The 12711-nt window shown below is 57.1% G+C and carries 11 protein-coding genes; 9 read left to right on the plus strand and 2 right to left on the minus strand.

The window, feature by feature from the left end:
- The first annotated feature begins 65 nt into the window (after positions 1 to 65).
- Complete coding sequence (gene rpoH, locus SIK97_RS04195; RefSeq protein ID WP_004106554.1) at positions 66 to 920, plus strand: RNA polymerase sigma factor RpoH; 855 nt, start codon at positions 66 to 68, stop codon at positions 918 to 920.
- A gap of 32 nt (positions 921 to 952) precedes the next feature.
- Here rpoH and SIK97_RS04200 read toward each other — a convergent pair whose 3' ends face one another.
- Positions 953 to 2467, minus strand: coding sequence for a PLP-dependent aminotransferase family protein (locus SIK97_RS04200; protein ID WP_032751582.1), 1515 nt, complete (start codon positions 2465 to 2467; stop codon positions 953 to 955).
- Between the two features lie 117 nt (positions 2468 to 2584).
- Here SIK97_RS04200 and SIK97_RS04205 point away from each other — a divergent pair, with 117 nt between their 5' ends.
- From SIK97_RS04205 to livJ, 3 genes are all read left to right on the plus strand, one after another.
- Entirely contained in the window at positions 2585 to 3850 is a 1266-nt protein-coding gene (locus tag SIK97_RS04205) for a 4-aminobutyrate--2-oxoglutarate transaminase (RefSeq protein ID WP_032751581.1), read from the plus strand.
- 149 nt (positions 3851 to 3999) lie between these two features.
- Positions 4000 to 5244, plus strand: a complete 1245-nt coding sequence (locus SIK97_RS04210) for an aromatic amino acid transport family protein (protein WP_047722847.1) — start codon at positions 4000 to 4002, stop codon at positions 5242 to 5244.
- A gap of 256 nt (positions 5245 to 5500) precedes the next feature.
- Positions 5501 to 6604: a branched chain amino acid ABC transporter substrate-binding protein LivJ gene (gene livJ, locus SIK97_RS04215; RefSeq protein WP_025106851.1), complete on the plus strand. Its 1104-nt coding sequence runs from the start codon at positions 5501 to 5503 to the stop codon at positions 6602 to 6604.
- 387 nt (positions 6605 to 6991) lie between these two features.
- Here the strand turns inward: livJ and panM are convergent, their stop codons facing one another.
- Positions 6992 to 7378: an aspartate 1-decarboxylase autocleavage activator PanM gene (gene panM / locus SIK97_RS04220; RefSeq protein ID WP_032751578.1), complete on the minus strand. Its 387-nt coding sequence runs from the start codon at positions 7376 to 7378 to the stop codon at positions 6992 to 6994.
- Between the two features lie 420 nt (positions 7379 to 7798).
- Between panM and livK the strand changes: the two genes are divergently transcribed.
- From livK to livF, 5 genes are read left to right on the plus strand one after another with little or no spacing between them, the layout of a single operon-like run.
- A complete protein-coding gene (gene livK, locus SIK97_RS04225; RefSeq protein WP_032751577.1) occupies positions 7799 to 8908 on the plus strand; it encodes a high-affinity branched-chain amino acid ABC transporter substrate-binding protein LivK in 1110 nt (369 codons plus the stop codon).
- 60 nt (positions 8909 to 8968) lie between these two features.
- Positions 8969 to 9895, plus strand: a complete 927-nt coding sequence (gene livH, locus SIK97_RS04230; RefSeq protein WP_014227088.1) for a high-affinity branched-chain amino acid ABC transporter permease LivH — start codon at positions 8969 to 8971, stop codon at positions 9893 to 9895.
- Positions 9892 to 11172 (plus strand): branched chain amino acid ABC transporter permease LivM, encoded by a 1281-nt coding sequence (gene livM / locus SIK97_RS04235; protein WP_032751575.1) that lies wholly within the window; start codon positions 9892 to 9894, stop codon positions 11170 to 11172. Before livH ends, livM begins: the two co-directional genes overlap by 4 nt.
- Positions 11169 to 11936, plus strand: coding sequence for a high-affinity branched-chain amino acid ABC transporter ATP-binding protein LivG (gene livG / locus SIK97_RS04240; RefSeq protein ID WP_004855045.1), 768 nt, complete (start codon positions 11169 to 11171; stop codon positions 11934 to 11936). Before livM ends, livG begins: the two co-directional genes overlap by 4 nt.
- 17 nt (positions 11937 to 11953) lie before the next feature.
- Complete coding sequence (livF, locus tag SIK97_RS04245) at positions 11954 to 12667, plus strand: high-affinity branched-chain amino acid ABC transporter ATP-binding protein LivF (RefSeq protein WP_004126158.1); 714 nt, start codon at positions 11954 to 11956, stop codon at positions 12665 to 12667.
- Positions 12668 to 12711 lie beyond the last annotated feature (44 nt).

The following is a 12711-nucleotide window of genomic DNA, read 5'->3' on the forward strand; positions in this document are numbered from 1 at the left end:
GGCATGTTTGTTGCTCCGTTGTGAGGACAGAAAGATGCCAGAAGATATCGATTGAGAGGATTTGAATGACCAAAGATATGCAAACTTTAGCCTTAGCCCCCGTTGGTAACCTGGAATCGTACATCCGGGCTGCTAACACTTGGCCGATGTTATCGGCTGATGAAGAGCGGGAGCTTGCTGAAAAGCTGCATTACCAGGGCGATCTGGAAGCAGCGAAAAAGCTGATCCTGTCTCACCTGCGCTTTGTTGTTCATATTGCTCGTAACTACTCGGGCTATGGCCTGCCGCAGGCGGATCTGATTCAGGAAGGCAACATTGGCCTGATGAAAGCCGTGCGCCGTTTTAACCCGGAAGTGGGCGTGCGTCTGGTTTCCTTCGCCGTGCACTGGATCAAAGCGGAAATTCATGAATACGTGCTGCGTAACTGGCGTATCGTGAAGGTCGCGACCACGAAAGCACAGCGTAAGCTGTTCTTTAACCTGCGCAAAACCAAGCAGCGTCTGGGCTGGTTTAACCAGGATGAAGTCGAAATGGTGGCCCGCGAGCTGGGCGTGTCGAGCAAAGACGTGCGTGAGATGGAGTCACGTATGGCGGCGCAGGACATGACCTTCGACATGTCGTCGGATGACGAGTCCGATAGCCAGCCGATGGCGCCGGTGCTCTATCTGCAGGATAAAACGTCTAACTTTGCCGACGGCATTGAAGACGATAACTGGGAAGAGCAGGCGGCAAACAAGCTGACCGACGCGATGCAGGGTCTTGACGAACGTAGCCAGGACATCATCCGCGCCCGCTGGCTGGACGAAGACAACAAGTCCACGCTGCAGGAGCTGGCAGACCGCTACGGCGTGTCGGCTGAACGTGTACGTCAGCTTGAAAAGAACGCCATGAAAAAACTGCGCGCCGCTATCGAAGCCTAATCTGAGCGCCAGTCCCCCGATAACGCCCCACATTACGATGGGGCGTTTTGTTTTTCTGCCTCCGCCAGCGCCTGCGGGCAGTGCATTTTCAAACACTCAAGCAGGACGTTGAACGCCGGTTCCATCTGCGTTTCCGGCTGCGAAGCAAAACCCATCAACAGCCCTTTCTTCCGCTGCGCCGTCAGGTAATAGCGCGACAGCGGACGCACTAAAATATGGCGCGCGTTGGCATCGCGGGCAATCGCCACGTCATCCGCCTCATCCGGCAAATTCAGGATCAAATGCAGTCCGGCATTATCGCTGAAGTCCGACAGCGCGTGCGGCCCGCAGTGCCGCTGAATCAGCTCGGTCAAAAAGACGCGACGGCGGCTGTAGAGCAGGCGCATGCGGCGAATATGCGCCGAGTAATGACCGGCGTTGATAAATTCCGCCAGCGCCAGCTGGATAAGCGAATGGCCGCCGCGGTAGAGCTCGGCGTGGGCGTTTTTGAGTTCAGCCGCCAATGGTCGAGGCAGCACGACGTAGCCCAGCCGCAGCCCCGGGTAGAGCGTTTTACTGAACGTACCGACGTAGACCACCGGCGCTTCGGGGACTAAGCCCTGTAGCGCCGGGATCGGCTGACCGGAAAAGCGAAACTCGCTGTCGTAATCATCTTCCACAATCCAGCTGCCGTGCTGATGGGCCAGGGTGAGCAGGCGCTGTCGGCGCTCAAGGCTCATTACCGCGCCGAGGGGGTACTGATGGGATGGCGTAACGAAGATCAGCCGCGGGGCTTCGGCTATGCTTTCGGGCGGGCACAGGCCGCTGGCATCAACCACCACGGGCTCGGCCCGCACTTCATTCATCGCCAGCACATGGCGAATGCCCCAGTAGGACGGCTCCTCCACCCAGGCGAGATCGCCGCGGTCGCACAGCATGCGGGTGATCAGGTCGATAGCCTGATGGATCCCTTCAGTAATAAGAATTTGATCTGCCTGGCACTGAACGCCGCGCGCTACTCTCAGATAGTCCACCAACGCGTGCTGCAGCTCGGCCGTTCCGCCGTTACAGCTATAGCTGAGCTGTTCGGGTTTTGGACGGCGGCTGATACGCGCCTGGATTTTACTGAACAGCGGGTGGGGAAACGCATTGACGTCCGGTACGCCGGGGATAAATGCCCCCCACTGACGCGGGCTGGCGCTGATGTGCCCCAGCAGATGCTGGCCGCGTCGGGAGATGGGCGCGCTGGCTGCTGGCGCAGGGCTGCTTTCACTGGCGCTGCTGGTTGGAAGAAACATATCGGGCAGCGTTTTCGCGACGAATGTTCCGCTGCCGCGACGGGACACGACATACCCCTCAGCCAGCAATTGTTCGTAAACTGTTAAAATTGTGTTGCGAGACATTTTCAGCTCTCCCGCCAGATCCCGTGAAGGGGGCAGGCGGCTATGGGGCGGGAGAGAACCATCCAGAATGGCGTGGCGAATCGCCTTGTAAAGGCGCTTGTGCAGGAGCGGATCGGTTTCTTTCTGCAATCTGACCAGCACCAGGTCTGCGATAAGCGAACGCAATTGGATCCCTCAGATAATCTGAATTGGTACTCGATTATAGGGCCAAATCCTGTGTAAATAAACGACATAGTTTCGGATTTGTTGCGATAACGTGACACACATGACAGGAGATTCTCGGTGAAAAGTTCAGAACTGAATCAGCGTCGCCAGCAGGCGACTCCGCGCGGCGTAGGGGTGATGTGCAGCTACTTTGTTGAGAAAGCGGAGAACGCTACGCTGTGGGATGTTGAAGGGAATGAGGTGATCGATTTCGCCGCCGGCATCGCGGTGCTGAATACCGGCCATCGCCACCCCAAAATCGTTGCCGCCGTTGAACAACAGCTGCAGGCCTTTACCCACACGGCTTACCAGATTGTCCCGTACGAAAGCTATGTCACGCTGGCCGAGCGGATTAACGAACTGGCGCCGATTGACGGTCCGGCAAAAACGGCGTTCTTTACCACCGGGGCGGAAGCCGTTGAAAACGCGGTGAAAATCGCGCGCGCTTATACCGGCCGTCCGGGGTTGATTACCTTCGGCGGCGGCTTCCACGGCCGTACGTTTATGACCATGGCGCTGACCGGCAAAGTGGCGCCTTACAAGATTGGTTTCGGCCCGTTCCCGGGCTCGGTTTATCACGCCGTCTACCCTAACGCCGCCCATGGCATTACCACCGCCGACGCGATGAAGAGCCTGGAGCGCATTTTCAAAGCCGATATCGCGGCCGATCAGGTGGCGGCGATTGTGCTGGAGCCGATTCAGGGGGAAGGCGGCTTTAACGTTGCCCCGCCTGAGTTTATGCAGGCGCTGCGCGCGCTGTGCGATACCCACGGCATTCTGCTGATTGCCGATGAAGTACAAACCGGTTTTGCGCGCACCGGCAAGCTATTTGCGATGCAGCACTATGATGTGAAGCCTGACCTGATGACGATGGCCAAAAGCCTGGCCGGCGGTTTCCCGCTCTCCGGCGTGGTAGGTCGCGCCGAGGTGATGGATGCGCCTGCGCCGGGCGGTCTGGGCGGCACCTATGCCGGTAACCCGCTGGCGGTCGCGGCGGCGCACGCGGTGCTGGACGTGATTGAAGAAGAACAGCTGTGCCAGCGCGCTGAGCGCTTAGGCAGCCATCTGAAAGAGGTGCTGAATCAGGCGCGTCAAAGCTGCCCGGCGATTGCTGACGTACGCGGCCAGGGGTCGATGGTGGCGGTGGAGTTTAACGATCCGCAAACCGGCGAGCCGTCGGCGGAGATCACCCGTCAAATCCAGCAACAAGCCCAGGAGAACGGCCTGCTGCTGCTGAGCTGCGGCGTCTATGGCAACGTTATTCGCTTCCTCTATCCGTTAACGATTCCGGATGCGCAGTTTACGAAGGCGCTGGATATTTTGGCCCGCGTGCTGAAGGGCTAGTCAGTCTTACATCCATCTGCGGCGGTAGGGAAGCCCAACAGAAACAGGAAGCCGCAGTCTGGTTATTCATGCTCAGCGTGAGTGGTATTTCACCCTGATATCACCTTTTTTCCGGCGGCGCACGTTGCCGGAATAAAACGGAAAATATTATGTCTGACAACTCCACCTTTTCTTCGGTTCTGACGAGCCGGGAACGTACCGCTGTACCTGCAAAATCCCTCAGTTTCATCGAAGGCGTGTCGATGATCGTCGGCACCAATATCGGTGCTGGGGTGCTATCCATCGCCTATGCCTCCAGCAAAGCGGGCTTTCTGCCGCTGCTGTTTTGGCTCGTTGTTGTCGGTAGCCTGACGACTATTACCATGCTCTATGTCGCAGAGTCGACGCTGCGTACCCGCAAGCATTTACAGCTCAGCGGCCTGTCGCAGCGTTATGTTGGCCGCTTCGGGGCATTGATGATGTTCCTCTCCGTTTGCGTCAACAGCGTCGGCGCGCTGACGGCTTATATGACCGGCAGCGGTAAACTCCTGCATTCGTTATTCGGCATCTCGCCTGCCCTGGGCAGCGCACTGTTTTTTATTCCGGCGGCCGGGGTGCTTTATCTTGGCCTGAAGGCGATTGGCCGGGGTGAGAAATTCATCAGTATCGGCATGGTCGTTATGATAACCATTTTGGTTGCCGCGACGTTGCTGAAAGAAACCGCGAGCGTGAGTTATTTACTTGAAGGTAACTGGCTGTATATGGTGCCAGTGTTTAATGTGGTCGCGTTCTGCTTCTCCGCGCAGTATATCGTGCCGGAAATGGCGCGCGGCTTCGCCGATAAACCGGAGAAGCTGCCGAAGGCCATTATGGTGGGGATGTTATTAACCTTTTGCCTGCTGGCGCTGGTCCCGCTTTCGGTGATTGCATTAAGCGGGCTGGATAATATTTCTGATGTGGCAACCATTTCCTGGGGCAGGGCGCTCGGCGAGTGGGCTTTCTTCTCGGCAAATCTTTTTGCGCTCTGCGCGATGCTGACCTCCTATTGGGGGCTGGGCGGAAGCTTCCTGACCAATATTTTCGATCAGTTTCGCCTGGGCAACGACGAGCAGCCGTTCAAACGCTTTAAGGTGCTGTTAGTGGTCGCCGTGCCGCCTTTTATTCTGGCCTATAGCGGGATGGTGTCCTTCGTGAACGCGCTCTATTTTGCCGGGGTATTTAGCGGGGTGATTTTATCTATCATGCCGATCCTGATCCTCAAAGGCTCGCGTCGGCAGGGTGACATCACCCCCGGCTGGACCTGCCCGGCGCTAATCACGCATCCCTTAATCCAGATCTTCATCGTATTGCTCTATCTTTGCAGCGCCGCCTACGCCATCGCTTCGGCCTTTGGCTACCTGCCTGCGGGCTGGTAGTCGCGTTGCTCATGCCCCCGCGTTCGGTTTATTCCGGCGCGGGTTTTTATTTGTCACTTATCTGTTACATACTCCGCAATTTTATCGTTTCCAATTCTCCTGAATGACGGTATGTTTAGCATAGTGTGCTGCAAAAGCGCAGGCGGCAGACCCTAATCTAACTATCATATGCTTTTCTTATGTGTCTAATTAGAATAATGCGCTAATAAACAACATCACAACAAATGCAAAAACCATAATAATGGGGAGCCTCAGGATGAATATGAAGGGTAAAGCGTTACTGGCAGGATGTATTGCCTTAATCATGAGCGGTGCGGCAATGGCCGAAGATATCAAAGTCGCCGTCGTTGGCGCGATGTCCGGTCCGGTAGCGCAGTACGGTGACCAGGAGTTTACTGGCGCAGAGCAGGCCATTGCCGATATCAACGCCAAAGGCGGTATCAAAGGCAATAAGCTGCAGATGGTAAAATACGACGACGCCTGTGACCCGAAACAAGCGGTTGCCGTCGCTAACAAAGTGATTAACGACGGTATCAAATACGTTATCGGTCACCTGTGCTCTTCTTCCACCCAGCCGGCGTCTGATATCTATGAAGATGAAGGCGTGCTGATGATCACCCCGGCGGCCACCGCGCCGGAGCTGACGGCTCGCGGCTATCATCTGATTCTGCGCACCACCGGTCTGGACTCCGATCAGGGGCCAACCGCTGCCAAATACATCCTGGAAAAAGTGAAGCCGCAGCGCATCGCGATTGTCCACGACAAACAGCAGTATGGCGAGGGCCTGGCCCGCGCGGTACAGGATAACCTGAAGAAGGGCGGTGCTAACGTGGTGTTCTTTGACGGTATCACCGCCGGTGAGAAAGACTTCTCTACCCTGGTGGCGCGTCTGAAGAAAGAGAATATCGACTTCGTCTACTACGGCGGCTACCACCCGGAGATGGGGCAGATCCTGCGTCAGTCTCGCGCCGCTGGCCTGAAAACGCAGTTTATGGGGCCGGAAGGGGTAGCGAACGTGTCGCTGTCTAACATCGCGGGCGCTTCTGCGGAAGGTATGCTGGTCACCAAGCCGAAGAACTACGATCAGGTTCCGGCGAACAAACCGATTGTGGATGCGATCAAAGCGAAGAAACAGGATCCAAGCGGCGCGTTCGTGTGGACCACCTATGCCGCGCTGCAGTCGCTGCAAGCAGGCCTGAATCAGTCTGAAGATCCGGCTGAAATCGCTAAATACCTGAAGGGCGCAACGGTCGACACCGTAATGGGGCCGCTCACCTGGAACGAGAAGGGCGATCTGAAGGGCTTCGAGTTCGGCGTGTTTACCTGGCATGCTAATGGTACGGCGACCGACGCCAAATAATTTAACCTGCGCCTTTCACGCCGCAGATGCGTTGTCTGCGCCCCTCAACCCCGGTCACTTACTGATGTAAGCTCCCGGGGATTTCGGGTCTTGACGCCTTTCTGCAACGCGAAATTCTTGGTTAAATCAGTTGATCCTTGCCTCTTCGCATAGGTGAGGAGAAAGGTAAAAGCAAAAAGGCAACGTAAGTTGCCTTTTTTAGTCGGTAGCCCGGGTAAGGCGTTACGCCGCAACCCGGGGAATGCGCCGGGGTTGATGCATTGGTGCGGTTTCTTCCCGGGTCGCGCTGCGCTTACCCGGGCTACAGGCTGGTGCGGTCTGGTTTTTTGTAGCCCGGGTAAGGCGTTACGCCGCAACCCGGGAATGTTCAGCCTTCTTTCGGCCGATTTATTGCTTTTTTACCCAACCGCCGGTTTGCGCGTTAAAGCCCAGCGCCTGCATAAACGCCGCCATCACGCCGCGGTCTTCCGCGTCGGCATCCGCGATGCGCCAGCTGCTGATTTCCGGGTTATCCCTTAGCACCTCTTCCACTAAATACTGTCCGACGCCGCGACGGCGGGTCACTTCACGCACGCACAGCGCGCTGAGTTCGCCCTCAACGCCGTTTAGCGTTACGCGAACCGCGGCCAGCAGGCGCTCATTGAAGCGGGCGGCATAAATACGATGGCTCTCATCCAGAGCCAGCGCCGCGAGATCCTGCGACGGCCAGATTTTACCTAAGTCGATGCGATCCTGATCGCTGAAGTGCTGTAAACGAATAATGGTCAGTTTCATACGCGAGGGTCCAGTCAAAACAGAGGCGTTAGTGTATCCAAATTCCCCGCCAGGCGGAGCGCCGTTTTTTGCCTGTTCATCAGGGGATTCGTTTTCCTGGAAGGAGCAGGGTAGAGCAATTCATCATGGATCGAAAAATAAGCAGAATTTTAACCTAAAATGTAGCGTTTTATTCCGCCTTATGTATCGTTATTTTATGCTGTTTACTGGACTTTTTTTGTTTATCTTCCAGCAAATACAGAATATTATCTTTGCTTAATCGCCTGAAAAATAGAGATTTTACTCTGTATTCAGGCAAAAAACCTCGCTAAACCATTAAAGATAATGGTAAAAGTAGCGTTGTTTAATAAAAGTACAGAATGCTTTTTAACCATAAAAATACAAAATATTTACACCACATCACGAACGGGGTTCTGCAGCATGAAAAGGAACGCGAAAACGGTTATCGCGGGGTTAGTCGCACTGGCGATGTCCCAGGCGGCTTTTGCCAAAGATATTAAGGTCGCCGTTGTTGGCGCGATGTCTGGCCCGGTAGCCCAGTGGGGCGATATGGAATTCAACGGCGCGCGTCAGGCGATCAAAGATATTAATGCCCAGGGCGGCATCAAGGGCGATAAGCTGGTTGCCGTGGAGTACGATGACGCCTGCGACCCGAAACAGGCCGTTGCGGTGGCGAACAAAATCGTCAATGACGGCATTCAGTACGTTATCGGCCACCTCTGCTCTTCTTCCACCCAGCCGGCATCCGATATCTATGAAGATGAAGGCATTCTGATGATCTCCCCGGGCGCGACCAACCCGGAGCTGACCCAGCGCGGCTATCAGTACATCATGCGTACCGCCGGTCTGGACTCTTCGCAGGGGCCGACCGCCGCAAAATACATCATGGAAACCGTCAAGCCGCAGCGTATTGCTATCATTCATGATAAGCAGCAGTACGGCGAAGGCCTGGCGCGTTCCGTCCAGGATAGCCTGAAAAAAGGCGGCGCGAATATCGTCTTCTTCGACGGCATTACCGCCGGTGAAAAAGACTTCTCCGCGCTGCTGGCGCGCCTGAAAAAAGAGAATATCGACTTCGTTTACTACGGCGGCTACTACCCGGAAATGGGCCAGATGCTGCGCCAGGCGCGCTCCGTGGGCCTGAAAACCGTGTTTATGGGCCCGGAAGGCGTGGGTAACGCGTCGCTGTCCAACATCGCGGGCGATGCGGCGGAAGGCATGCTGGTGACGATGCCAAAACGCTATGACCAGGACCCGGCCAACAGCGCTATCGTTGACGCGCTCAAAGCCGAGAAGAAAGACCCGAGCGGTCCGTATGTCTGGATCACCTACGCCGCCGTGCAGTCGCTGGCGCAGGCGATGGACCGGGCCGGAAGCCAGGAGCCGCTGGATTTAATCAAAGATCTAAAAGCTCACGGCGCGAAAACCGTGATTGGGCCGCTGAATTGGGACGAAAAAGGCGATTTGAAGGGATTTGAATTTGGTGTCTTCCAGTGGCACGCTGACGGGTCATCCACCCTCGCGAAATAAGCCATAAGACAAGTTATCCCACCGCCCGTGCAAAGCGGGCGGGTAGAAAAAGGTTACCTTATGTCCGAGCAGTTTCTCTATTTTCTGCAGCAGATGTTTAACGGCGTCACGCTGGGAAGCACCTACGCGCTGATTGCCATCGGCTATACCATGGTGTACGGCATTATCGGTATGATCAACTTCGCCCACGGCGAGGTCTATATGATTGGCAGCTACGTCTCCTTCATGATCATTGCCGCCCTGATGATGATGGGTATCGATACCAGCTGGCTGCTGGTTGCCGCCGGATTCGTCGGCGCTATCGTGATTGCCAGCGCCTACGGCTGGAGTATCGAACGCGTGGCCTACCGGCCGGTGCGCAGCTCAAAACGCCTGATTGCGCTGATCTCCGCCATCGGGATGTCCATCTTCCTGCAAAACTACGTCAGCCTGACGGAAGGTTCGCGCGATGTCGCGCTGCCGAGCCTGTTCAACGGCCAGTGGACGGTAGGCAGCAGCGATAACTTCACCGCCACCATCACCACCATGCAGCTGGTTATCTGGGTCGTGACGTTTATCGCCATGCTGGCGCTGACGCTGTTTATCCGCTATTCCCGCATGGGGCGCGCCTGCCGCGCCTGCGCTGAAGACCTGAAAATGGCCAGTCTGCTCGGCATCAACACCGACCGGGTGATTGCGCTGACGTTTGTGATCGGCGCGGCAATGGCGGCGGTTGCCGGCGTTCTGCTCGGTCAGTTCTACGGCGTAATCAACCCGTACATCGGCTTTATGGCCGGGATGAAGGCCTTCACCGCCGCGGTGTTGGGCGGCATCGGCAGCATTCCCGGGGCGATGATCGGCGGGCTGATCCTCGGTATCGCCGAAGCGCTCTCTTCTGCCTATCTCAGTACGGAATATAAAGACGTGGTCTCCTTCGCGCTGCTGATCCTGGTTCTGCTGGTGATGCCTACCGGTATCCTGGGCCGTCCGGAGGTAGAAAAAGTATGAAACCGATGCATTTTGCGATGGCGCTGCTGTCCGCGGTGATGTTCTTTATCCTGGCGGGCGTCTTTATGGGCGTGCAGCTGGAGCTTGACGGCACGAAGCTGGTGGTGGATACCGCCGCCGATATCCGCTGGCAGTGGATCTATATCGGTACCGCAGTGGTTTTCTTCTTCCAGCTGCTGCGTCCCGTTTTCCAGAAAACCATGAAGAACGTCTCCGGGCCGAAGTTTATTCTGCCGGCTATCGACGGTTCGACGGTAAAACAGAAGCTGTTCCTGATCGCCCTGCTGGTTATCGCCGTGGCGTGGCCGTTTATGGTGTCGCGCGGGACGGTGGATATCGCTACCCTGACGATGATCTATATCATCCTCGGCCTGGGCCTTAACGTGGTGGTGGGGCTTTCCGGCCTGCTGGTGCTGGGCTACGGCGGTTTCTACGCCATCGGCGCCTACACCTTCGCGCTGCTGAACCACTATTACGGTCTGGGCTTCTGGACCTGCCTGCCGCTGGCGGGGCTGGTGTCGGCGGCGGCGGGCTTCCTGCTTGGCTTCCCGGTCCTGCGCCTGCGCGGCGACTATCTGGCGATTGTCACGCTTGGCTTTGGCGAAATCGTGCGCATCCTGCTGCTTAACAACACCGAAATAACCGGTGGCCCGAACGGCATCAGCCAGATCCCGAAACCGACGCTGTTCGGCCTTGAATTCAGCCGCAGCGCCCGCGAAGGCGGCTGGGATACGTTCAGCAACTTCTTCGGCGTGAAGTACGATCCCTCCGATCGCGTGATTTTCCTCTACCTGGTCGCTCTGCTGCTGGTGGTGTTAAGCCTGTTCGTGATTAATCGCCTGCTGCGTATGCCGCTGGGCCGCGCGTGGGAAGCGCTGCGCGAAGATGAGATTGCCTGCCGCTCGCTGGGCCTCAGCCCGACGCGCATCAAGCTGACCGCCTTTACCATCAGCGCCGCGTTTGCCGGTTTTGCCGGCACCCTGTTCGCCGCCCGTCAGGGCTTCGTCAGCCCGGAATCCTTTACCTTCGCCGAGTCGGCCTTTGTGCTGGCGATTGTGGTTCTCGGCGGTATGGGCTCCCAGTTCGCGGTGATCCTGGCGGCGGTTCTGCTGGTGGTCTCGCGCGAGCTGATGCGTGATTTCAATGAATACAGCATGCTGATGCTGGGTGCGCTGATGGTACTGATGATGATCTGGCGTCCGCAGGGGCTTCTGCCGATGACCCGTCCGCAGCTGAAGCTGAAAAATGGGCAGGCCAAAGAAGGAGAGCAGGCATGAGTCAGCCATTATTATCCGTAAACGGTCTGATGATGCGTTTTGGCGGCCTGCTGGCGGTCAACAACGTGTCGCTGGAGCTGCGCGAGCGGGAAATCGTTTCGCTTATCGGCCCTAACGGCGCGGGCAAAACCACCGTTTTTAACTGTCTGACCGGTTTCTATAAGCCAACCGGCGGCACCATTATGCTGCGTGACCAGCATCTGGAAGGGCTGCCGGGCCAGCAGATTGCCCGCATGGGTGTAGTGCGAACGTTCCAGCACGTGCGTCTGTTCCGCGAAATGACGGTGATTGAAAACCTGCTGGTGGCGCAGCATCAGCAGCTGAAAACCGGGGTTTTCTCCGGCCTGCTGAAGACGCCATCCTTCCGCCGCGCCCAGAGCGAAGCGCTGGACCGTGCCGCGACCTGGCTTGAACGTATTGGCCTGCTTGAGCACGCCAACCGGCAGGCCAGTAACCTGGCCTACGGCGACCAGCGCCGTCTGGAGATTGCCCGCTGTATGGTGACCCAGCCGGAAATCCTGATGCTGGATGAGCCCGCGGCGGGGCTAAACCCGAAAGAGACCAAAGAGCTGGACGAGCTGATCGTCGAGCTGCGCAGCCATCACAACACCACCATCCTGCTGATTGAGCACGATATGAAGCTGGTGATGGGCATTTCCGATCGTATTTACGTGGTAAACCAGGGCACGCCGCTGGCCAACGGTACGCCGGAAGAGATCCGCAACAACCCGGACGTGATCCGCGCCTATTTAGGTGAAGCATAATGGTGGTGACGCATAAGATGGAAAAAGTGATGTTATCTTTTGACAACGTCAGCGCGCATTACGGCAAAATCCAGGCGCTGCACAACGTCAGTCTGCATATCAATCAGGGAGAGATTGTCACCCTGATTGGCGCCAACGGCGCGGGGAAAACCACGCTGCTGGGTACCCTGTGCGGCGACCCGCGCGCCTCCAGCGGCCGCGTGGTTTTCGACGGTAAAGATATTACCGACTGGCAGACGGCGAAAATCATGCGCGAAGCGGTGGCGATCGTGCCGGAAGGACGCCGCGTTTTCTCGCGGATGACGGTGGAAGAGAACCTGGCGATGGGCGGTTTTTTTGCCGACCGCGACCAGTTCCAGACCCGCATCAAATGGGTGTATGAGCTGTTTCCGCGCCTGCATGAGCGCCGGGTTCAGCGGGCGGGCACCATGTCCGGCGGCGAGCAGCAGATGCTGGCTATCGGGCGCGCGCTGATGAGCCAGCCGCGCCTGCTGCTGCTGGATGAGCCTTCGCTCGGTCTGGCGCCGATTATCATTCAGCAAATCTTCGATACCATCGAACAGCTGCGCGAGCAGGGAATGACCATCTTCCTCGTCGAGCAGAACGCCAACCAGGCGCTGAAGCTGGCCGACCGCGGCTACGTGCTGGAAAACGGTCACGTGGTGCTTGAGGATACTGGCGACGCGCTGCTGGCGAATGAAGCGGTACGCAGCGCCTATCTGGGCGGGTAGTGAAGACAAAACGCCCGGCATCTGCCGGGCGTTTTACTTGATTC

Origin of the sequence: Klebsiella sp. JN_Kp126 (genome assembly GCF_033843325.1) — a bacterium.
Lineage (GTDB): Bacteria > Pseudomonadota > Gammaproteobacteria > Enterobacterales > Enterobacteriaceae > Klebsiella > Klebsiella michiganensis.

Coding starts and splice junctions, on each gene's coding strand:
- rpoH (WP_004106554.1), top strand. CDS start 66: ATGACCAAAGATATGCAAACTTTAGCCTTAGCCCCCGTTGGTAACCTG.
- SIK97_RS04210 (WP_047722847.1), top strand. CDS start 4,000: ATGTCTGACAACTCCACCTTTTCTTCGGTTCTGACGAGCCGGGAACGT.
- livJ (WP_025106851.1), top strand. CDS start 5,501: ATGAATATGAAGGGTAAAGCGTTACTGGCAGGATGTATTGCCTTAATC.
- panM (WP_032751578.1), bottom strand. CDS start 7,378: ATGAAACTGACCATTATTCGTTTACAGCACTTCAGCGATCAGGATCGC.
- livK (WP_032751577.1), top strand. CDS start 7,799: ATGAAAAGGAACGCGAAAACGGTTATCGCGGGGTTAGTCGCACTGGCG.
- livH (WP_014227088.1), top strand. CDS start 8,969: ATGTCCGAGCAGTTTCTCTATTTTCTGCAGCAGATGTTTAACGGCGTC.
- livM (WP_032751575.1), top strand. CDS start 9,892: ATGAAACCGATGCATTTTGCGATGGCGCTGCTGTCCGCGGTGATGTTC.
- livG (WP_004855045.1), top strand. CDS start 11,169: ATGAGTCAGCCATTATTATCCGTAAACGGTCTGATGATGCGTTTTGGC.
- livF (WP_004126158.1), top strand. CDS start 11,954: ATGGAAAAAGTGATGTTATCTTTTGACAACGTCAGCGCGCATTACGGC.